At 70.6% G+C, this 19818-nt stretch carries 20 protein-coding genes; 11 read left to right on the top strand and 9 right to left on the bottom strand.

The window, feature by feature from the left end; translation table 11 throughout:
- The first annotated feature begins 254 nt into the window (after positions 1-254).
- From MKL09_RS15045 to MKL09_RS15025, 5 genes are all read left to right on the top strand, one after another.
- Positions 255-2951 (top strand): nitrate reductase, encoded by a 2697-nt coding sequence (locus tag MKL09_RS15045; RefSeq protein WP_244021303.1) that lies wholly within the window; start codon positions 255-257, stop codon positions 2949-2951.
- A 211-nt stretch (positions 2952-3162) separates the two neighbouring features.
- Positions 3163-4641: a siroheme synthase CysG gene (gene cysG, locus MKL09_RS15040; RefSeq protein ID WP_409566933.1), complete on the top strand. Its 1479-nt coding sequence runs from the start codon at positions 3163-3165 to the stop codon at positions 4639-4641.
- An 89-nt stretch (positions 4642-4730) separates the two neighbouring features.
- On the top strand, positions 4731-4976 hold the full coding sequence (locus MKL09_RS15035) for a type II toxin-antitoxin system Phd/YefM family antitoxin (RefSeq protein ID WP_244021301.1): 246 nt from the start codon (positions 4731-4733) through the stop codon (positions 4974-4976).
- Positions 4966-5253, top strand: a complete 288-nt coding sequence (locus MKL09_RS15030) for a type II toxin-antitoxin system RelE family toxin (RefSeq protein WP_244021299.1) — start codon at positions 4966-4968, stop codon at positions 5251-5253. The genes MKL09_RS15035 and MKL09_RS15030 overlap by 11 nt, the downstream gene beginning before the upstream one ends.
- 157 nt (positions 5254-5410) lie before the next feature.
- Positions 5411-5905: a cupin domain-containing protein gene (locus MKL09_RS15025; RefSeq protein WP_244021297.1), complete on the top strand. Its 495-nt coding sequence runs from the start codon at positions 5411-5413 to the stop codon at positions 5903-5905.
- A 15-nt stretch (positions 5906-5920) separates the two neighbouring features.
- Here MKL09_RS15025 and nudC read toward each other — a convergent pair whose 3' ends face one another.
- The 5 genes from nudC to MKL09_RS15000 form a co-directional block, all read right to left on the bottom strand.
- Complete coding sequence (gene nudC / locus MKL09_RS15020) at positions 5921-6820, bottom strand: NAD(+) diphosphatase (protein WP_244021295.1); 900 nt, start codon at positions 6818-6820, stop codon at positions 5921-5923.
- A 6-nt stretch (positions 6821-6826) separates the two neighbouring features.
- On the bottom strand, positions 6827-7246 hold the full coding sequence (locus MKL09_RS15015) for an HIT domain-containing protein (RefSeq protein ID WP_244021293.1): 420 nt from the start codon (positions 7244-7246) through the stop codon (positions 6827-6829).
- Positions 7247-7332: 86 nt separating this feature from the next.
- A complete protein-coding gene (locus MKL09_RS15010; protein ID WP_244021291.1) occupies positions 7333-7938 on the bottom strand; it encodes a hypothetical protein in 606 nt (201 codons plus the stop codon).
- A gap of 61 nt (positions 7939-7999) precedes the next feature.
- A complete protein-coding gene (locus MKL09_RS15005; protein ID WP_244021290.1) occupies positions 8000-8863 on the bottom strand; it encodes a universal stress protein in 864 nt (287 codons plus the stop codon).
- Between the two features lie 27 nt (positions 8864-8890).
- Positions 8891-10039: an acyltransferase family protein gene (locus MKL09_RS15000; RefSeq protein WP_244021288.1), complete on the bottom strand. Its 1149-nt coding sequence runs from the start codon at positions 10037-10039 to the stop codon at positions 8891-8893.
- Between the two features lie 210 nt (positions 10040-10249).
- Here MKL09_RS15000 and MKL09_RS14995 point away from each other — a divergent pair, with 210 nt between their 5' ends.
- Entirely contained in the window at positions 10250-10954 is a 705-nt protein-coding gene (locus MKL09_RS14995; protein ID WP_244021286.1) for a DUF4142 domain-containing protein, read from the top strand.
- A gap of 515 nt (positions 10955-11469) precedes the next feature.
- Here the strand turns inward: MKL09_RS14995 and MKL09_RS14990 are convergent.
- From MKL09_RS14990 to MKL09_RS14980, 3 genes are all read right to left on the bottom strand, one after another.
- Entirely contained in the window at positions 11470-12132 is a 663-nt protein-coding gene (locus MKL09_RS14990) for a carbonic anhydrase (protein ID WP_244021284.1), read from the bottom strand.
- A gap of 43 nt (positions 12133-12175) precedes the next feature.
- Positions 12176-12691: an NUDIX hydrolase gene (locus MKL09_RS14985; protein ID WP_244021279.1), complete on the bottom strand. Its 516-nt coding sequence runs from the start codon at positions 12689-12691 to the stop codon at positions 12176-12178.
- Between the two features lie 93 nt (positions 12692-12784).
- Complete coding sequence (locus MKL09_RS14980) at positions 12785-13525, bottom strand: DUF429 domain-containing protein (protein ID WP_244021274.1); 741 nt, start codon at positions 13523-13525, stop codon at positions 12785-12787.
- A gap of 105 nt (positions 13526-13630) precedes the next feature.
- On the opposite strand from MKL09_RS14980, the gene MKL09_RS14975 reads away from it, so the two are divergent.
- The 3 genes from MKL09_RS14975 to MKL09_RS14965 all read left to right on the top strand — a co-directional run bounded on the left by MKL09_RS14975 (position 13631) and on the right by MKL09_RS14965 (position 17546).
- Positions 13631-14512: an HpcH/HpaI aldolase/citrate lyase family protein gene (locus tag MKL09_RS14975; protein WP_244021272.1), complete on the top strand. Its 882-nt coding sequence runs from the start codon at positions 13631-13633 to the stop codon at positions 14510-14512.
- On the top strand, positions 14509-14979 hold the full coding sequence (dut, locus tag MKL09_RS14970) for a dUTP diphosphatase (RefSeq protein ID WP_244021270.1): 471 nt from the start codon (positions 14509-14511) through the stop codon (positions 14977-14979). The genes MKL09_RS14975 and dut overlap by 4 nt, the downstream gene beginning before the upstream one ends.
- Before the next feature lie 392 nt (positions 14980-15371).
- Positions 15372-17546 (top strand): TonB-dependent receptor, encoded by a 2175-nt coding sequence (locus tag MKL09_RS14965; protein ID WP_244021269.1) that lies wholly within the window; start codon positions 15372-15374, stop codon positions 17544-17546.
- 214 nt (positions 17547-17760) lie between these two features.
- Here MKL09_RS14965 and MKL09_RS14960 read toward each other — a convergent pair whose 3' ends face one another.
- Positions 17761-18627, bottom strand: coding sequence for an ATP-binding protein (locus tag MKL09_RS14960; RefSeq protein WP_244021267.1), 867 nt, complete (start codon positions 18625-18627; stop codon positions 17761-17763).
- Positions 18628-18771: 144 nt separating this feature from the next.
- Between MKL09_RS14960 and MKL09_RS14955 the strand changes: the two genes are divergently transcribed.
- The gene (locus MKL09_RS14955) at positions 18772-19215 is read left to right on the top strand and encodes an OsmC family protein (RefSeq protein ID WP_244021266.1); all 444 of its coding nucleotides are present in this window, start codon (positions 18772-18774) and stop codon (positions 19213-19215) included.
- A 220-nt stretch (positions 19216-19435) separates the two neighbouring features.
- On the top strand, positions 19436-19801 hold the full coding sequence (locus tag MKL09_RS14950; protein ID WP_244021262.1) for a YybH family protein: 366 nt from the start codon (positions 19436-19438) through the stop codon (positions 19799-19801).
- Positions 19802-19818: the final 17 nt, after the last annotated feature.

The following is a 19818-nucleotide window of genomic DNA, read 5'->3' as shown; positions in this document are numbered from 1 at the left end:
CGTGCGAACCACGGTGGTCACACCGCGGTTCATGCGGAGCGCGACGCGCCCCCTCTCCCGTGCGGGAGAGGGTTGGGGTGAGGGGTCAGGTCTCTCCGGAGAGGTCGCATCCCTCACCCTGTCCCTCTCCCGCACGGGAGAGGGGACCCGCGCCCCATCCGGTAACGGGGACGAACCACTCGCAGTCGGATGACAGCGAGCGCGGCTCGCCTCTTGCGGCGGATGTCGAACAAAAGACTTTCGAGGACCCAGCCATGACCCTGTCCGTGGCAGACCCGACGGTGCGGACGACCTGCCCCTATTGCGGGGTCGGGTGCGGCGTGCTCGCGACCCCGGACGGGGCCGGGGGCGCGGCGATCGCGGGCGACACCGAGCATCCGGCCAATTTCGGCCGGCTGTGCTCCAAGGGCTCGGCGCTGGGCGAGACCCTGTCGCTGGAAAACCGCCTGCTCCACCCGGAGGTCGACGGCGTGCGGGCCTCGTGGGACGTAGCGCTCGCCACCGTCTCGGATAAACTCCGCGCGGTGGCCGAGGCGCACGGGCCGGACTCGATCGCCTTCTACCTGTCGGGGCAACTCCTCACCGAGGATTATTACGTCGCCAACAAGCTGGCGAAGGGCTTCATCGGCACGCCGCACGTCGACACCAACTCGCGGCTGTGCATGTCGAGCGCGGTGGCGGCCCACCGCCGCGCCTTCGGCTCCGACACGGTGCCGGGCTGCTACGAGGATCTCGACGAGGCCGACCTGATCGTGATGGTCGGGTCCAACACCGCCTGGTGCCACCCGATCCTGTTCCGGCGCATGGCCGACGCCAAGACCCGGCGCGGCACCAAGTTCGTGGTGATCGACCCGCGCCGGACCCAGACCGGCCAGGAAGCCGACCTGTTCCTCGGCATCCGGCCCGGCAGCGACGTGGCTTTGTTCTCCGGGCTGCTCGTGTACCTCGCCGATAACGGCTTCCGCGACCGGGCCTTCGTGGATTCCCACACCGCCGGGCTCGACGCTGCCCTCGACCGGGCCCGCCTCATCGGGCCGGACCTGGCCGCGGTCGCCGCCACGACCGGCGTGCCGGCATCCGACATCGCCGCCTTCTACGACCTGTTCGCCGGCACCCGCCGGGTGGTCACTGCCTTCTCGCAGGGCGTGAACCAGTCGGCGCAAGGGACCGACAAGGGCAACAGCATCATCAATTGCCACCTGATCACCGGCCGCATCGGCGAGACCGGGATGGGGCCGTTCTCCCTCACCGGCCAGCCCAACGCCATGGGCGGCCGCGAGGTCGGCGGGCTCGCCAACATGCTGGCCGCGCACATGCACTTCGCCCCCGAGGAGGTGGACCGGGTCCGCCGGTTCTGGGGTGCGCCCCGGATCGTCACCGGCGAAGGCATGAAGGCCGTGGCCCTGTTCGAGGCGGTCGCCCGGGGCAAGATCAAGGCCCTGTGGGTGATGGGCACCAACCCGCTGGTCTCGATGCCGCAGGCCGATCGGATCCGCGACGCGCTCCAAGGGCTCGACCTCTACGTCGTCTCCGAGGTGATGGCCGATTCCGACACGGTGCTGGGCCTGGGCAAGACCACGGTGCTGCTGCCGGCACTCGGCTGGGGCGAGAAGGACGGCACGGTCACCAATTCCGAGCGGCGGATCTCCCGGCAGCGCCGGTTCCTGGCCGCCCCCGGCGAGGCGCGAGCGGACTGGGCGGTGCTGTCCGAGGTCGGCCGCCGGCTCGGCCACGGCCGGGCCTTCGCGTTCGACTCCGCGGCGGCGGTGTTCCGCGAACATGCCGGGCTCTCGGCCTACGAGAACAACGGCACCCGCGACTTCGACCTCGGCGCGCTCACCGACCTCAGCGACGCCGCCTACGACATCAACCTGCCGGTGCAATGGCCGATCCCGAAGCGCTCCGGCCCGAAGGGCGCGCCGCAGGGCAAGGCGCGGCTGTTCGGCGACGGCCGGTTCTACACCTTCGACCGACGCGCCCGCTTCGTGGCGGTGCAGCCGCCGGGCCTGGCGCAGGTGGTCTCGGACGACTTCCCGTTCGTGCTCAACACCGGCCGGGTGCGCGACCACTGGCACACGATGACCCGGACCGGGAAGAGCCAGCGGCTCTCGGCGCACCGCGCCGTGCCGTTCGTCGAGGTGCATCCGGATGACGCAGCCGGGCTCGGCCTGACCGAGGGCGGCATCGCGCGTCTGCGCACCGAGCACGGCGAGGCCGAGCTCGAGGTGATGATCACCGACACCGTGGTGCCGGGCGGCCTGTTCATGCCGATGCACTGGGGCAGCGCCTACGCGTCGAAGGCCCGGGTCGGCGCCCTGGTGCGCGGCGTGCCGGATCCGGTCTCGGGCCAGCCCGAGCTGAAGGCGACCCCGGCCGCCCTGGAGCCGGTCGCCTACCGGGCCCGGGGCTTCCTGCTGTCGCGCCGGCAGGTGGCGCTGCCGGAGGGCTGGTGGTGGGCGCGGGCGTCGATCACCGGCGGCTGGGGTGTGCAATTCGCCACGGCGGCGAGTTCCAGCGCCGTGGCGCTGCTGGTGCGCGGGCTGATCCAGAGCGACGCGCTCGCCGGCTTCGAGCTGGCCGAATATGCCGACCACGCCCGCGACCGCTACCGCTGCGCCGTCTATGACGGCGCGCGACTCGTCGCCTGCCTCGCCTACGCCCCCGCGGAGGCCCGCCCCGACTGGGAGGCGGCCAAGGCCTTGTTCGCCATCGAGGAGCCCGAGGCGGCCGAACGGCGGGCGCTGCTGTCGGGCCGCGCCGCCACCGCCTCGGCCGGTCCGGTGGTCTGCGCCTGCCACGGCGTCGGCGCTGACGTGATCGCCGCCACGATCGGAGCGGGGGCGGGGTCAGTCGAGGCAGTGGGCGCCGCCTGCAAGGCGGGCACGAATTGCGGATCCTGCATCCCGGAGATCCGCAAGATGCTGACGGGGGAGACCGCCCGCGCCGCGTGATTTTCTGATATGATGTCGACGTGAGGACGGACCGGCCTATCCCATCCGCATCCTCATCCTGAGGTGCGGCGAAGCCGCCTCGAAGGAGCCCTCCAGCCAGCCCCGCGATCCCTGGAGATCTCCTTCGAGGCCCTGCGATCTTCGATCGCCGGGCAACTCAGGATGAGGGGTCTGTATGGGACGGCCGACAGGGACGACCCAGGACAGATTCGTGACCGAGACACAGGCCCCCTTGCGCGCAGCCCGCGCGCCCCGCGAGACCCAATCCGCCGGCCTCGAGCCGCTGGCGGTGCTGCCGGTGTTCGTGCCCCTGCGCGGCAAGCGGGTGGTGCTGGCGGGCTCCTCGGGCGGGGCGCCGTGGAAGGTGAAGGTCCTGGCCGCGGCCGGCGCCCATGTCGATGTCTACACGCCTCAGCCCAGCGAGGAACTCCGTGCGGTGCCGGGCGAGATCGTCGACGGCCGCGTCGATCTGCACGAGCGCGCCTGGACGCCGGACGACCTCTGGGGCGCGGCCTTCTGCATCGGCGCCATGGAGGACGAGGCCGATTGCGTCGCCTTCGTCGTGGCCGCCCGCGGGGCCGGGGCGATCGTCAACGCGGTCGACCGGCCGCATCTCTGCGACGTGAAATTCGGCGCCATCGTCAACCGCTCGCCGCTGGTGGTCGGCATCTCCACGGAGGGCGCCGCCCCGGTCTTCGGCCAGACCGTGCGCGCCCGGATCGAGGCGATGCTGCCCCGCGGGTTCGCCCGCTGGGTCGGGGCCGCGCGCGATTGGCGGGACGGCGTCACCGCCCGATTCCATGGGTTCGCGGAGCGGCGCAGCTTCTGGGAGCGCTTCACCGACCGGGCCTTCGCGGAGCCCGACCGGGCGCCGACGCAGCAAGACCTCGCCGAGCTGCTCGGCGAGACCGAGGCGGCGCCAAAGGGCGGTGCGGTGACGCTGGTCGGCGCCGGCCCGGGCGACGCCGAACTCCTCACCCTCAAGGCCCTGCGGGCGCTGCGCAACGCCGACGTGATCCTGTACGACGACCTCGTCGCCCCCGAGATCCTGGATTATGCCCGCCGCGAGGCGCGGACCATGCTGGTGGGCAAGACCGGCCACGGCCCATCCTGCCGCCAGGACGACATCAACGCCCTGATGGTGCAGCTCGCCCGCACCGGCAAGCAGGTGGTGCGGCTGAAATCCGGCGACCCGCTGGTGTTCGGCCGGGCCGGCGAGGAGATCGAGGCCTGCCGGGCCGCGGGAATTCCCGTGACCGTCGTGCCGGGCATTTCGGCTGCGCAGGGGGCGGCGGCGGCGCTGGGCCTGTCGCTGACCCATCGCGACGCCGCCCGCCGCCTGCAATTCGTCACCGGCCACGACCGCCGCGGCGCCCTGCCGGACGATCTGAACTGGGGGGCGCTCGCCGATCCGAGCGTGACCACGGTGGTCTACATGCCCAAGCGGACCTTGAGGGCGCTGCTGGCCCGGGCGGTGGAAGAGGGGCTGGCCCCCACGACCCCGGCGCTGCTGGTCTTCAACGTCAGCCGCCCTAACCAAGCCTCGCTGCGCGGCACCGCCGCCGACCTCGCCGATCATGTCGAGGCCGCCGGCCTCGACGGGCCGGCGCTGCTGATGGTGGGCGAGGCGTTCTCCGAGATGCGGGCCGCGGTGCCGGTCGAGGCGGCGCCGGAGCGGGTGGCGATCTGAGGCAGCGAGCTATCGTTCGTCAGGTCGAAATTCGGTACCGAAAGCGGTATTGAATTCTCTCGCCAGAACGGAACCCTTCGGAGCTCGAGATGCAGACCGTGTTGGCGAACGTTGCCGTGAGCGTGTCGGATCTGAAGAAGAGTCCTGCCGGCGTGTTGAGCGAGGCGCAGGGCGAGACCGTCGCGATCCTCAACCACAACCGCGTCATGGCCTACATGGTCCCTCCAGCCGCCTACGAGGCGATGATGGAGTTGATCGACGACGCCGAGTTGGCAGCATTGATCCAGGCACGGTCCAACGAGGTGCCGGTCAAGGTCACCTTGGATGACTTATGAGCTGCAATTCCTTCCCTCTGCCCTGAAGGAATGGCGCAAGCTCGGCGATACGATTCGCCAGCAGTTCAAAACCAAGCTCGCCGAGCGTCTGGAGACGCCACACGTCCCAGCCGACAGATTGCACGGCGCGGAGCTGAAGCGGTGCTACAAGATCAAGCTGCGCGCCTCCGGCTATCGCTTGGTCTACCAAGTCAGTGATGCAGCGATCACGGTGACGGTGGTCGCTGTGGGCAAGCGCAGTCGGGATGACGTGTACCGGACAGCTCAAAAACGCTGACCGCCGTCGATCGGCCCGCGGTCTCCGAAAGGCTGAAGCGGCAGCCACACAAACCCGCGACGATCCGCGCCGGCGCCCCCACCTAGGAAACCGCCAAGCCAGCACCAGAAAAAGCCGGCGGAGGCGAAAGACACTCGCGGGATCTGGGAGGCACTCCATGGAAAAACGTTCTTGGCTTGCCGGCGGGGCTCTGCTGATCGCGATCGGACCAGCGCTGGCTGCGGACAACGACGCGCCGGGGATGGTGGTGAAGCCTGACGGGGCGTCGGTCGTCTACGAGCCGGGGCCGGCGAACCTGCCCAAGGGCACGCAGATCAGCCGGGTCGCCGGGGATCCGGCCAAACCAGGGCCGTTCGTGCTGCGGCTGAAGTTTCCGGCCAACACGGTGATCGCGCCGCACACGCATTCCAAGCCGGAGACGCTGACGATCCTGTCGGGCTCGATCTACCACGAGCACGGGCGGACGCTCGACAAGGCCAAGGGCGCGGCGCTGAAGGCCGGCGGCTTCGTCTACCTGCCGGAGGACATGCCCCATTCCCTCTGGACCACCGACGAACCGGTGGAACTGCAGGTCAACGGCTCCGGCCCGTTCGGGCTGAACTACATCAACCCCGCCGACGACCCGAGCCGGCAGGCCGGCGGTAAGGGCTAGACCCGCGCGACACGTTCAGGTCTCGCCGGCCACGAAGGCGCGCATCAGGTAGTTGGCGATCGCCATGGGCGGCGGGGCCTGGATGCCCTCGGGATGGGTCCCGGCCAGCATGGCGGAAACGTCCGCGCGGTCGAACCAGCGGGCGTCCTCCAGCTCGGTGGGATCGGTCACGATGGTGCCGTCGAGGGCCTCGGCGGCGCAGCCGAGCATCAGCGAGGACGGGAACGGCCAGGGCTGGGAGGTCCGGTAGGTGACCGCGCCGACCCGGATCCGCGTCTCCTCGAACACCTCACGGCGCACCGCGTCCTCGATGGTCTCGCCCGGTTCCAGGAAGCCGGCGAGGCAGGAATACATGTGCGGCCGGAAATGCGGGCCGCGGCCAAGCAGGCAGGTCTCGCCCCGGCGCACCAGCATGATCACCACCGGGTCGACCCGGGGGAAGTGGTGGGCGTTGCAGGACGGGCATTCCCGCCGGAAGCCGCCGGCCTTCGCCACGGTGGCGGTGCCGCAATTGGGGCAGAAGCCGTGGCGGGCGTGCCAGTCGAGCATCGACTTGGCCACGGCGAGAAGGCCCAGCTCCTCGGCCTCGACGGCGGATTCGGTGGCGATGGCGCGCAGATCGAGGGTGCGTGCCTCGGCATCCGAAAACCCCTCCGCGGCCTCGGCCGGGGCGGACGCGGCGAAGACCGGCCTTCCGTCCCGGTGGCCCAAAAAGATCCGGTGCCCGGAAAGCTCAGGCGCGTCGGCGGGGGAGATCAGCGCGGTCGGCCCGCGCAGCACGATCCGGTCGCCGCAGATCAGGACGAGGCGCGCGTCCGGCGCATCGAACAGGGGCACCGCCTCCTCGGGCTGCTCGGCCGAGTGCCGGTCGAGGCGGTTGCGGACGAAGCCGAGGGTATCGCGGGGATCGGTCATTCGGGTTCAGGCCGCGGAGAACAGGGCACCGGCGCGCTCGATCAGCTGGGCGCGGGCATGGAACGGGTAGGGCTTTCGCGTCTCGAAGCCCCAGACCGGGCCCGGCCAGGCCGGGTCGGAGCGGAAGCGGCCGACCACGTGGACGTGGAGCTGTGCCACGACGTTGCCCAGCGCCCCGACATTGACTTTGTCGGGCTTCGATAGCGCCTGCATCACCCCGGCGGCGATGCGGGTCTCCCGCCACAGATCCGCGGCGTCGGCCTCCGACAGGTCGGTGATCTCGGAGACATCCGGGCGACGCGGCACCAGGATCAGCCAGGGGAACCGGGCATCGTCCATCAGCAGCACGCGGCACAGGGCGAGGTCGCCCACCTCGACGGTATCGGCAGCCAGGCGTGGATCCAGGGCAAAGGCAGATTCGGTCATGGACAGACGATGTAGCGCAGCTTGCGCCGCCGCGCGCCTCCCGATGCCCGGAGCGATGCCGCAACATCGGTCATGGCCCGGCCTCGTCAGAAGGACGGCACGGCGCCCTGACGACCCACCGCGATCGTGCCGACCGAGAGCGCGCCGTCCGGCCCGGACTGGGTGAACAGGGTGACGGCCGCGCCGGGCTCGAGCAGGGCTTTTTCGCCGGGGGCGATCGCGGTGACCGGGGTCCCGGCCGGGATCTCGAAACTTGCCTGCCCGCCGCCAAAACCCAGCGTCAGCCGGAGCGGACGGCCGCCCCTCAGGTCGGCGACCCAGCCCGCCGTGAAGGTCGCGCCCGGATCGGTATCCCAGGGCTGCGTCCCGGCCTCGAAGCCGCGCTCGGAGGGGGAATACAATGTCACCGCCTTGGCCCGCAGCGGCTCGGCCCCGGGGGTGGCCAGCACGCTGACGTAGCTCTCGGGCTTGATGTTACGCAAAGCCGCCTCGGTCACCGCGAAGACGCGGGTCCGCGGGTTCATCCGCAAGGTGAGGGTGCTGCCGCCGGGGCGGCGGATCTGGATGCGGTCGGCCTCGGCCCAGTCCACGATGCCGCGGAACCGGGCGGTGGTCGGCTGCGCCCACGCGGTAGTCACCGCCGAGACGGCCAGCAAGGAAGCGAGGAGGAAGCGGGTCAAGGCTGTCGTCACGGGGATCCTGGTCCGGCTGCGCTGGCCGAACGCCAGGCGCGCGCGGCGGTTCCGGATCCAATCAATGCGCCAGCAGCACCGGCATGTCGGCATGGGCCAGCACGTGGCTGGTGACGCCGCCGAAAATCATCTGGCGCAGGCGGCTCTGGGTGTAGGCTCCCTTGATCAGCAGATCGCAGCCGAACGCCTTGGCTTCCGCCAAAAAGGTCTCGCCCGGGGCGCGCCGGCCGGCCGGGAGGGCGCGGTGCGAGGCGGCGACGCCCTCGCAGGCCAGCGCCTGGGCGAGGTCCTGGGCACTCGGCCCCGGGACCATGCCGCCCTCGACGCTGAGCACAAGCACCCGCTCGGCCCGGCGCAGGAACGGCATGGCGAAGGCCACCGCCCGGGCGGTCTCGGTGGAGCCATTCCAGGCGATCAGGATCGCATCGCCTAGCGTCGCCGGGGTGGACGGGGGGGCGAGCAGGATCGGGCGGCCGCCCTCGAACAGGGCGGTCTCGAAGGTGGTCATGCGCGGAGCGTTATCGGTGGTCCCCGGGCGCCCGACCACGGTGGCCGAGAACAGCCGGGCATACTGGCCGAGGAACGCGTCGCCGGTGGGCACGTCCTGCCGCCAGCGGTAGCGCGGGCCGGCATCCGCCACCTTCTCGGGGATGCACAGGCCGTCGCGGGCGTGCCGCGGGATCCCGGCCCCGTCCATGAAGGCGACGAAGCGGCTGCCGGCCTCCTCGGCCTCGGCCCGGTCGGCCTCCTCGTCGCGCAGCCAGGTCATGCCGCCGACCATGTCGACGGGGACGTACTCGGCGAGCGCCGGGCGCAGGGACACGCCCTCGATCAGGCTGCCGAAGCGGGACGCCGCGAGCCGGGTCGTCTCGAACACGGAGGTCAGGCCGTCGTGCATCGCGACGGGAACGAGCAGGGTCTTCATCGCGGCATCCTCCTCCGGTGCGCGAGGCTAATCCGCCCGGCGCCCGGGGGGAACCGGGGTCGGGGCGGCGCGCACACGGTTTTGCGCGGCGCCGTGATCCAGGCGGTCGCGCACCCACCGGCTCAGCGGCCGCTCGACGAACCGATGGACCAGCAGGGCCACCGCGACGCTGGCCGCAAGCATCGCGGCGAGGCCGCCCCAGGGATGCAGGACCGGGGCGAGGCCGAGCCGCAGCAGCGCTTCGCGCCCGAGGCGCAGGGCGAAGGGATGAACGAGGTAGAGCGCGTAGGAGGCGTCCCCGAGGATCACGAGGCCCCGCAGCGGTACAGGCAGCGCCGCGACCTGCGCTGCGTCCCGCTCCGGCCCAAGGGCAGCGGCCACCAGCAGCGCCGCCGGAACGCTGACCAGCAGCGGGCGCAGGAAGCCGTCGGCGGCCCCTTCGCCGCCGAGCAGGCGGGCGGCTAGGAGCAGCCCGACGACGCCCAGACCCGCAAGTCCCAGGCGAAGCGAAATGCCCGGCCGAAAACCCTCCCGGTGGGCGAGGGCGAGCCCGGCGCCCAGCAGAAACTCCAGCACGATCGGGTTCGCCCAGAACCGGACCGGCACCGGCAGCCCGGGCACGAGCGCCCCCAGGGTCACCAGCAGCACCAGGGCCAAGGCGAGCCACACCACGGCGCCGCGCCGGCCGAAGCCGAGCCCGAGGGCGAACAGCCCGTAGAAGAACGCCTCGTAATTGAGGGTCCAGCCGAGGCCGTAGAGCGGCTGGATGGTGCCGTCCGGCCGGGCCGCCGGCCAGAACAGGAACCCGGCCAGGATCGTGCCGGGCGCGTGCACCAGGGCCGCCGCATCCCCGAGCAGTTCGGGACGCGCCAAGGCGAGGGCGAGGAAGACCAGGCTCACCAGCCAGTAGAGCGGCACCACCCGGGCGACCCGGTGAGCCAGGAAGCGCGCGCGTCCACCCGGAATCCCGAACAGCCTCCCGCTCGCATACACGATGATGAAGCCAGAGATTACGAAGAACAGATCGACCCCACCCCACCACGGCAGGAGCATGCCGGGGTCGAGGTCCGGGCCGGCACCGCGCGCGGCCAGCAGACCGGCCTCGTGCCGCGCATGGTGCCAGACCACCATCAGGGCGGCCGCGGCGCGCAGGATCTGGATTTCGATCAGGATCACGGAGCCGCCAGCATCAATAGAGTCCCTTTAATCCCGCTCCCTAAGCAAAAAACGGCAGGAACCATAAGCCGATGGCCCCGTTGACGAACCAATTCGCGACTGTATCGCCGCCCGGTTTCGGCAGCGAGGTCTTCGTCCTCGGAAGAGGCCCAGGCTTTTGCGCCCAGCCCAGCGTGCGGGTTCGCGTTTCCACCACCTACTGAGGTCACAATGCTGAAGAATTACGCTGCCGCGTCCGCGCTCGTGTTGGCCCTGTCGACCCCCGCCTTCGCGCAGGGTGCCAACGATTTCCGGCTGCAGTCGATGCAGGCGAACGCCTTCGAGATCCAGTCCTCGCAGATCGCGCTGTCGAAGTCGCGCAACCCGAAGGTGCGGTCCTACGCCCAGGAGGCGATTCGTGACCACCGCGCCGCCAACGTCGCGCTGGCCGGCGGCGAGAGCAACTACATGGCAGCCCGCGACGAGGGTCTCGGCGGCCTCGTGACCGCCCCGCTGTCGGTGGCCGGCAGCGCCGTCGGCGCGGGCGTCGGTGCGGCGACCGGCGTGGTCGGCGGGACCCTGTCGGGCGGCCCGGTCGGCGGCCTCGAGGGAATCGGCTCCGGCGCGGCCAATGGCGCGCAGGCGGGCGGCCGCCTCGGCCGCGGCGATGCCATGGCCACCGGCTCGTCCACCGTCATTCCGCCGAGCCCCGAGCAGCAGCAGATGCTCGCCGAGCTGTCGGCGACCCCGGCCGGCCAGCGCTTCGACCGTCTCTATGCGAACCAGCAGATCCAGGCGCACCAGATGACGATCGCCATGACCCAGGCCTATGCTCAGGGCGGCCCGAACCCGGCCCTGCGCAACTACGCTCAGCAGGCCCTGCCGGCCCTGCAGATGCACTACGACCACGCCCAGCGCCTGCCGGGCGCCATGTAATTTTTATAAGATCGCCCGGCCTCGGCCGGGCGCCACGGCGAGAGGCGGCAGGCGCGAGCCCGCCGCCTTTTTCGTGTCTGGTAGCGCCTGTCACCGTCCTTGAGAGCCCGCGAAGCAATCCAGCGCCGGCAAGCGCCCTCAGATTGTGGCGTGTCCCTGGGTCACTTCGCTGCGCTCGTGATGACGGCGCGGAACGATAAGCCAGTGCATCAACGGCACGGCCCGTGAGACCGGCGGGCGTCTCGATTCCTCACCAGCTTCGATAAGGCGCAACGCGCCCCCTCTCCCGCACGGGAGAGGGGACCCACGCCACATCCGGAAATGTAAGGATGCGGCAGACCCGGACGTGGGTACAGCGCGTCGTGCCCTATAAGAGCAGGAGCGCCTCGCAGGCCATCGCCCTTCCACAAGGCAAGGGACGGCGTGGTGCACGTGTCAGATGCCGGCCACCGCATCGCGCATCCGCCCCCCGGCTTGAGATGCTGTACGAGCACCTCAAGCCGTTCAACACACGCTCAGTCGCAGGCGACCGCGGTCGGCAGGATCTTGCGGCCGGCGTCGTCCACCGCCGGATGGAAGTCGCCGGTCGCCGGATCGCGCACCAGCAGCACGCCGTTGGCGACGCCGAAATGCGCGCCGTGGATGTTGAGGCGGCCGGCTTCGACCCGCTCCTTGATGAACGGGAAGCTCAGCAGGTTCTCCATGCTCTGGCTGACCATGGCGTGCTCCATCCGGGTCAGGTAGTCCGGCGCGCTCGAATCGCCGGCCTTCGCCTCGGCGGCGCCCACGAGCGAGACCCACTTGCCGATGAAGTTGCTGCTCGAGAGCGGCGCGGCCTTGTTGGCGAAGGCCTTGATGCCGCCGCAGGTGGCGTGTCCGAGCACGACGATGTGCTTCACCTCGAGCGCCTGGACCGCGAACTCGATCGCCGCCGAAGTGCCGTGATAGGCGCCGTCCGGCTCGTAGGTCGGCACGATGTTGGCGACGTTGCGGATCACGAACAATTCGCCCGGGCCGGCATCGAAGATCGCCTCGGGGGCGACGCGGCTGTCGCAGCAGCTGATCACCAGGATCTGAGGCTCCTGGCTCTGGGCGAGCTGCGCGAAGCGCCGGCGCTCGGTCTGGAACCGGTCCGCCAGGAACGCGCGGTAGCCCTCGGTCAGGAATTCAGGGAACATGCCATCTCCTCAAGGTTGCGATCTCGCGGGGGCGAGACCCGAATCAGTGATCGTGCCAAGTCAGAACGCGCGGCCGGGTCGGAATCATCCCTGCGGCAAGATCGGCGGCGAGGTCGGCGAGACCCGACGGCTCGACGCGCTCGCCGCTCGCCCGAAGCTCGGCCAGCGGCCACCAGCGGGTCCCGATCACCGGGTTGTCCTCGGTTTCGGCAAGCCGGCTGGTATCGACTCTTTCGTCGGGCAGGCGGACCAGGAAGTAGCGCTCGCGGGCGTCCCGCGACTGGCGGAACAGGTGGAACGGCCCGTCGCAGGCCGCGACCTGCGGGCCGATCTCGGCATCGTCGCGGCCGATCTCCTCGCCGAGCTCCCGCCGGCAGGCGGTGACGTGGTCCTCGCCCGGCTCCAGGCCGCCACCCGGCATGAACCAGAACCGTAGAGGCGTGCCGTCCGGCCCCCTGGCATGGATCGACGCGTAGGCGATCAGCAGGATCCGGTCCTGCGGATCGAGGACGATCGCCCGGGCGACGTGGCGGATCGGGAGGGGGCTCGCGGCGCTCATGGGTCAGAGCTAGAGCGCGATGGCCCGGACGGACATGGGTCGAACCGCGCGATTGGGAAGACTTGAGCGGTCACAAGACCTTGAGGCGGGCGATTACGGCTCCCGCACGGCCGGTGCCCAGATCACCACGGGCAGCCCGTAGGAATCCCGCTCCGGCGGATCCGGCAGGGGCACCGCGCGGCCTTCGAGGATGTCCCGAGCCACCACCAGGGCGGCGAGGGCGTCGAGATGGTCGTCGGCCGGCACGCCCTTGGCGCGGGCATCGAGCAGCGCCGTCGGCAAACCGACCGCTTCGAGCAGGCTCCGGCGCAGGGTTAGGCCCTCCCGGGCAAGGGCGCCCTTCTTCGGCAGGCCGAGGGGGCGGCCGCCGTTGAGGGCGTGGAACGCCACCTCCGGGTGGACCTCGTGGACCCGCGCCAACGCCTCCGGGCGGTCGCGCAGGAGCGTGTCCACGGCGCGAACATAGCGGAAGATGTTGTAGCCCTGGATCGAGGGCGCGAAGGGCGGCTCGCTCGCCGCCCGCGAGGCGGCCTTCGCGGCATCGTAGTCCGGCGCATAGACCGCCGCGCGGGGCGGCATCGGGAAGACCGAGGACCGCGCGGCCCCGAGCCGGGCTCGGGCGGCCCGGTCGGCGGCCCGGCCGCCGCCGAGAACGCGGTCCGGCAGACCGATCGGCACGTCGATGCCAACGATCAGCGGCTGCTCCGGCGCGTCGAGCAGCGCCGCCACGTCGGGAAACAGCGCGCAGCGGTGACGGGTCGGGTCGTCGAGGTCGAGGAGCGCCCCCGCCCAGGCGCCCCGGCAGCCGTCGAGCCCCGCGACCCAGCGCGCCATTCGATCCTCCCGGGCGGCATTGGCCCACGATGCGTTCTTGCCCGAGACGCGGCGGAAAGCTATCGGCGACCCAGAGGGCGCCAACGCCGGCCCGGGAGAAGCGTGATGAGCGAGATCCGTCCCCGCCGCAGCGTGCTGGCCATGCCCGGCTCGAATGCCCGCGCCCTCGAGAAGGCGCGCACGCTCACCGCCGACGTGATCCTGATCGACCTGGAGGACGGCGTCGCGCCGGAGCGGAAGGACGAGGCCCGCACTTCGGTTGCCGCCGCAGTCTCGGCGCGGGGTTTCGGTTCGCGCGAGGTGGTGGTGCGGATCAATCCGCCCGAGACCGAGGACGGCGAAGCCGACCTCGCGGCGCTCGCAGGCGCCGGCCCGGACGCGATCCTGGTGCCGAAGGTGCGCAGCTCCGACGCGCTGATCACGGTCGGTTCGCGCCTGCGCCGGCTCGGGGCGCCGCTCGCGACGCGGATCTGGGCGATGATCGAGACGCCGATGGCGGTGGTCAACGCCGCCGAGATCGCCGGGGCCGCCCGGGACGTGGACGGACGGCTCGCCGCCCTGGTGATCGGCCCCAACGATCTCGTGAAGGCCGCCCGGATCCGCCCTCCGGGGCGCGCCGCCCTGCGCCCCTGGCTGATGACCGTCCTGGCCGCCGCCCGGGCCTACGAGATCGAGGCGATCGACGGGGTCTTCACCGACCTGCGGGACGCCCTCGGGTTCGAGGCGGAATGCGCGGAGGGCCGCGATCTGGGCTTCGACGGCAAGATGCTGATCCACCCGAGCCAGATCGGTCCGGCCAACGCCGCCTTCGGGCCGGACGAGGCCGAGATCGCCGAGGCGCGCCGGGTGGTCGCGGCCTTCGAGGCACCGGAGAACCAGGCCCACGGGGTCATCGCCCTGGATGGCCGCATGGTCGAGCGACTCCACGTCGAGGCCGCCCGGCGCAGCTTGGCGCTCGCCGAGGCGATCGCGCGGCTCGGCGCGTGAGCGCTCTGCCGGAGGTCGGCCTGCGCCTCCTCGACCCGCGCCTGGCCGGCTGGGGGTTTCCCCGCTGGGGCTCGGCGGCGGCCGCCGGCCTCGACCTGCATGCCTGCCTCGACGAGCCGCTGATCCTCCCGCCCCGGGGGGCGCCGGCCCTGATCCCGGCGGGCTTCTGCGTGCTGATCCGCGATCCGGCTTGGTGCGGCCTGATCTTCCCACGCTCCGGCCGCGGCCACCGCGAAGGGCTGTTACTGGGCAACGGCACCGGCGTGATCGACGCGGATTACGAGGGCCCCCTGATGGTCTCGGCCTGGAACCGCGACGAAGCCAATCCGGTCCGGATCGAGCCGGGCGACCGGATCGCGCAACTGGTCTTCACCCGCGTGACGCGGCCGGTCCTGACCGTGCTGGCGGACGATTTTAGTTCGGGCTCGGGCCGGGGTGTGGGCGGGTTCGGGTCGAGCGGGCGGTAGGCGCGCTCCGGATCCGATACCGGACAAGAGCGCCGGACATCCAGATCACCGCCCCGTCCCGCGTGCCGGCCGATCCCATTCAACCCCCTCATCCTGCTGCGCCACGTCAGGATGAGGGCGAAGATTGCGTGTTTTTCTTCGACTAAAAGGCTTTTATTGAAATATTCCAACCGAATTATAAAAATTACTTAAATAACAGGCAAAATTATTGATATTGGATCGTTCAATCAGCTTGTAATTTATAAAATCTAGGTTTTATTTCTTGCGCGAACAGTCCGCCGCTGCTAGCGGCGACGTGTTGGCGCGCTAATGATTCCCACGCCGATCTGCTTTGCGGAGAGAGGAATCGATCGCCGACCTGGTTTCGCGACTCGATCGGCGCTCATTCCTTTATGACCTGCACGCGCATCCGCAACGTTACACTTCTGGCAACGCTTCTCCTGACAGCGAACCACGCTGCGCTGGCACAGGAAACCTCGGTCCAGCTCGAGACGCTCTCGGTCGAGTCGCGCAATCCGGCCGCGGGCCGGGTCGGCCAGGGGGAGGCGGGCGGCCTGCCGAAGGCGTTCGTCGGCGGGCAGGTCGCCCGGGGCAGCCGGCTCGGGATCCTCGGCAACCGGGACTACATGCGGACGCCGTTCAGCACGGCGAGCTACACCGAGAAGACGATCCGCGACCTGCAGGCGGTCAGTGTCGGCGATGTCCTGACGCGCACCGACCCGTCGGTGCGCGCCTCGATCGGCAGCGGCAACCGCTACGACGCGCTGACGATCCGCGGCTTCCGCGTCGACAACCGCGAGTTCGCCCTGAACGGCCTGTACGGCCTCGTGCCGGATTACCGGATCGATCCCGCCCCCCTCGAACGGGTCGAGGTGCTCAAGGGTCCGGCCGCGTTCCTGTTCGGCGCCTCGATCTTCGGCAGCGTCGCCGGCACGGTGAACGTCGTCACCAAGCGCGCGCCCGACGAACCGCTGACCCGGGCGACCGTGGACTACGCCTCCCCGACGCGCGGCGGGGCGGAGGTCGACGTGGCGCGGCGCTACGGCGACGCGAAGCAGATCGGCGTCCGGATCAACGCCGCGGGCCTGGGCGGCGCGACGCCGATCGACCGCACGGCCCAGCGCAACGGCGTCGGCTCGCTGGCCCTCGATTATGACGGCGACCGGCTCCGGCTGTTCCTCGACGTCATCGGCCAGCACGACGCCTACGACGCCCAGACCCGCGGCGGGAATCCCCAGCCGGGCCTGCGCGTTCCCCGGGCGCCCGACCCGCGCCGGAACATGTCCCAGAATTTCGATTTCTCCCGCGCCGGCAGCCTCACCGGGCTCGGGCGGGCGGAGTTCGACCTGACCTCGGACATCACGCTGTTCGCGGCGGTCGGCGGCAACCGCTTCACCTACGACAAGCAGGAGAACCCCGCCTTCACCCTCTTGGACCGGACCGGGCGGACCAAGGTGAACTCGATCTTCCAGACCGGCGGCACCGCGACGCTGTCGGGCGAGACGGGAGCCCGGGCGCGGTTCGACACGGGCTGGATCAAGCACGAGGCCGTGTTCACCGCGACGTACCTCGACCAGGACCTGACGCTCGGCCAGATCACCTACCCGGACTATGTCTCCAACCTCTACGCGCCGGCCCGCCTGGCCTGGCCGGGGCAACCGCTCGCCGCCTTTCCCCGCGGCCGGACGAGCTACAACCGGATGACGAGCTACGCCGTGGCCGACACGATGTCGGTGGCCGACGGGCTGGTCGAGCTGATGGTCGGCGCGCGCCGGCAAGAGATCGAGCTCGGCAACTACGCTCCGGTCACCGGCCTCCTGAGCAGCACCTACGACAAGAGCGCGACGACGCCGGCCTTCGGCCTCGTGGTGCGGCCGACCGAGGCCCTGTCGCTCTACGCCAACGCGGTGCAGGGCCTGACGGCTTTGCGGGCGCCCGGCACCGCAACCAACACCGGGCAGACCTTCCCGCCGGCCCGGTCGCGGCAATACGAGATCGGAGCGAAGCTCGACTTCAAGACCTTCGGGGCGACGCTCGCCGCCTTCCAGATCACCCAGCCGGCCGGCACCGTCGATCCCGTGACCAATGTCTTCGGCGTCGGCGGCACTCAGCGCAACCGCGGCTTCGAAGGGACGATCTTCGGCGAGATCGTGCCGGATCTCCGCGTCATCGCCGGCGCGACCCTGCTCGACGCCCGCTGGCGCCGGACCCGGGGCGGCCTCTACGACGGCAATCCCGCCACCGGCGCCCCGCGCTTCCAGGCCACCACAGGCCTCGAATGGGACACGCCGTTCCTGCGCGGCCTCACGGCGATCGCCACGATCGTCTATACCGGCGCGTCCTATGCCGGCACGACGTTCACCAACCTGCCCTTCTCGAAGATCCCGGACTGGACGACCCTGGATCTCGGCCTGCGCTACGCAACGCTCGTGCAGGACAAGCCGGTCACGCTGCGGGCGACGATGACCAACGTCACCGACAACCACTACTGGATCGCCAACCCGAACGGCGCCCTCATCCTCGGCGCCCCACGCACGGTGTGGCTGTCGGCGTCGGTGGATTTTTGAGCGGCCCGGGCGGCGCACGGTCCGGATCTGGCGATCGACCCGACGGGTCCTTCCCATCCACCCCCTCATCCTGGGGCAACGGAGCGCAGCGAAGGCCTCGAAGGAGGCCTCCAGGGATCACAGAGGCTTCTGGAGAGCTCCTTCGATCGCCGGGCACCTCAGGATGAGGGCGCGGGTGAGATATCTCAAATCGATCAGGTGCTTACAAGAATCCTCAATCCATCACCTTCCCCATCCGCCCGGCGAGGTCCTGGATGAACTGGAAGGCGGTGCGGCCGGAGCGGGAGCCGCGGGTGGTGGCCCATTCCAGCGCCTCGGCGCGCAGGCGCTCGGGGGGCAGGTCGAGGCCGTAGCGCTCGGCATAGGCCCGGATCATCGCCAAGAACTCGTCCTGGCTGCATTTGTGGAAGCCGAGCCAGAGGCCGAACCGGTCCGAGAGCGAGACCTTCTCCTCGACGGCCTCGCCGGGGTTGATCGCGGTGGAGCGCTCGTTCTCGACCATGTCGCGGGCAAGCAGGTGCCGGCGGTTGGAGGTGGCGTAGAACAGTACGTTGCCGGGCCGGCCCTCGATGCCGCCGTCGAGTGCGGTCTTGAGCGACTTGTACGAGGTGTCGTCGCCGTCGAAGGACAGGTCGTCGCAATAGACCAGCCAGCGATGCGGGTCGGGCCGCAGCAGCGCCATCAGGTCGGGCAGCGCCTCGATGTCCTCCCGGTGGATCTCCACGAGCTTCATCGGCAGCGCGCCCGCGGGCCGGCGGGCGTTGATCTCGGCATGGGTCGCCTTGACCAGCGAGGACTTGCCCATGCCGCGGGCGCCCCACAGCAGGGCGTTGTTGGCCGGCAGGCCCCGGGCGAAGCGCTCGGTGTTCTCGATGAGGGTGTCACGGGCGCGGTCGATGCCGGTGAGCAGGCCGATCTCCACCCGGGCCACCAGCGGCACCGGAGTCAGCCGCCGCTCGGGCCCCCACAGGAAGGCGTCGGCCGCGTTCGGATCGAAGGCCGGCAGGGCGGGCGGCGCGGCCCGCTCCAGGGCGGTGGCGATCCGCTCCAGGAGCGGCATCAGGGTCTCGAAGCTCATCATCGGATCGGGGGGTTTTGCTGCCGGATCGGTCGAGCGACCGTACTACGGCGTTCGGCTGCGGAAAGCATCCGTCGCGGCGTCGTCCGAACGCGAAGCCGGATCGGGCGTTGGATCCTCCGCGAGGGCGAGCCGGGGAGGGCGTCGATGGAGGTGGGACCGACGATCCGGATCACCCAGGTCGGCGATTACGTCTTCACCGTCGATTTCGGCGCGACCCTGCCCGACCTGCTGACCGACGAGGCGCCCCCGGTCGGCGGCGGCACCGGCCCGGTGCCGGAGCAGCTGTTGGCCTCCGGGGTGGCGAACTGCCTGTGCGCCAGCCTGGTCTTCGCGCTGGGAAAATTCCGGCAGGAGGCGCAGGGCCTCGCCGCCGAGGCGACCTGCCGGATGGCGCGCAACCCGGAGGGCCGCCTGCGGATCGCCGGGATCGACGTGCGCATCCGCCTCGGCGCCGCAGCCGAGGCCATGCCCCGCATCGACCGGGTGCTGGCGCAGTTCGAACGCTTCTGCACGGTCTCGGAGAGCGTCAAGGCCGGGATCCCGGTGGCCGTCTCGGTGGAGGATGCCGGCGGGACGCGGCTCGCATGAGCGCCGGCGGGACGGATGGGGTTTCGGAGCCTCCGCAGGAATGCGAGCAACATGTCGGCTCTGATGTGTGGATACGGATCCCTGTGCCGCAATTGCGGGGCAGCAGTCTTTGACACTTCGCGTTGTGAAGACCGCGACGGGCTCCCTCTCCCGATCGGGAGAGGGGACCCGCGCCTCGTTCTGAGATGCGGAAAAACCATAGCTCACACAGGAATCAGAGATGGCCCTAGACAACCGAGACGCTGCAACCGAGCCGGGCGCCCTAGCCCAGCTCTTCAACCAACGGGCCAATGCCGGCGATGTCGAGGGGCTGGTGGCGCTCTATGAGCCGGAGGCGGTGCTGGCGGCCGGCCGCGTCGTGGCCAAGGGCCACGCCGAGATCCGGGCCTTCTACACGGACCTGCTGGCGCGCAAATCCGACTTCCCGGCCGCCGAGGCGCTGGAGCCCGTCCGCAACGGTGACCTCGCCCTGACCATCGCCCGATTGCCCAACGGTGCCCTATCCGTGGAGGTCGCCCGGGCGCAGCCGGACGGCACTTGGCTCTGGGCGATCGACCAGCTGAAGATCGCGCCGCCGAAGGCGTGAGGGCGGCCCGCGCTTGT

This window comes from Methylobacterium sp. J-048 (genome assembly GCF_022829515.1).
Classification (GTDB): Bacteria; Pseudomonadota; Alphaproteobacteria; order Rhizobiales; family Beijerinckiaceae; genus Methylobacterium.
Note: the sequence above shows the minus strand (reverse complement) of the source record. Positions and strands in the feature narration are given on the sequence as shown.

Coding starts and splice junctions, on each gene's coding strand:
- MKL09_RS14985 (WP_244021279.1), bottom strand. CDS start 12,691: ATGAGCGCCGCGAGCCCCCTCCCGATCCGCCACGTCGCCCGGGCGATC.
- nudC (WP_244021295.1), bottom strand. CDS start 6,820: ATGACCGATCCCCGCGATACCCTCGGCTTCGTCCGCAACCGCCTCGAC.
- MKL09_RS14950 (WP_244021262.1), top strand. CDS start 19,436: ATGGCCCTAGACAACCGAGACGCTGCAACCGAGCCGGGCGCCCTAGCC.
- MKL09_RS15035 (WP_244021301.1), top strand. CDS start 4,731: ATGCAGACCGTGTTGGCGAACGTTGCCGTGAGCGTGTCGGATCTGAAG.
- MKL09_RS15045 (WP_244021303.1), top strand. CDS start 255: ATGACCCTGTCCGTGGCAGACCCGACGGTGCGGACGACCTGCCCCTAT.
- MKL09_RS14975 (WP_244021272.1), top strand. CDS start 13,631: ATGAGCGAGATCCGTCCCCGCCGCAGCGTGCTGGCCATGCCCGGCTCG.
- MKL09_RS14955 (WP_244021266.1), top strand. CDS start 18,772: ATGGAGGTGGGACCGACGATCCGGATCACCCAGGTCGGCGATTACGTC.
- MKL09_RS14960 (WP_244021267.1), bottom strand. CDS start 18,627: ATGATGAGCTTCGAGACCCTGATGCCGCTCCTGGAGCGGATCGCCACC.
- MKL09_RS14990 (WP_244021284.1), bottom strand. CDS start 12,132: ATGTTCCCTGAATTCCTGACCGAGGGCTACCGCGCGTTCCTGGCGGAC.
- MKL09_RS15030 (WP_244021299.1), top strand. CDS start 4,966: ATGACTTATGAGCTGCAATTCCTTCCCTCTGCCCTGAAGGAATGGCGC.
- MKL09_RS15005 (WP_244021290.1), bottom strand. CDS start 8,863: ATGAAGACCCTGCTCGTTCCCGTCGCGATGCACGACGGCCTGACCTCC.
- MKL09_RS14980 (WP_244021274.1), bottom strand. CDS start 13,525: ATGGCGCGCTGGGTCGCGGGGCTCGACGGCTGCCGGGGCGCCTGGGCG.
- MKL09_RS15025 (WP_244021297.1), top strand. CDS start 5,411: ATGGAAAAACGTTCTTGGCTTGCCGGCGGGGCTCTGCTGATCGCGATC.
- MKL09_RS15015 (WP_244021293.1), bottom strand. CDS start 7,246: ATGACCGAATCTGCCTTTGCCCTGGATCCACGCCTGGCTGCCGATACC.
- MKL09_RS14995 (WP_244021286.1), top strand. CDS start 10,250: ATGCTGAAGAATTACGCTGCCGCGTCCGCGCTCGTGTTGGCCCTGTCG.
- MKL09_RS14965 (WP_244021269.1), top strand. CDS start 15,372: ATGACCTGCACGCGCATCCGCAACGTTACACTTCTGGCAACGCTTCTC.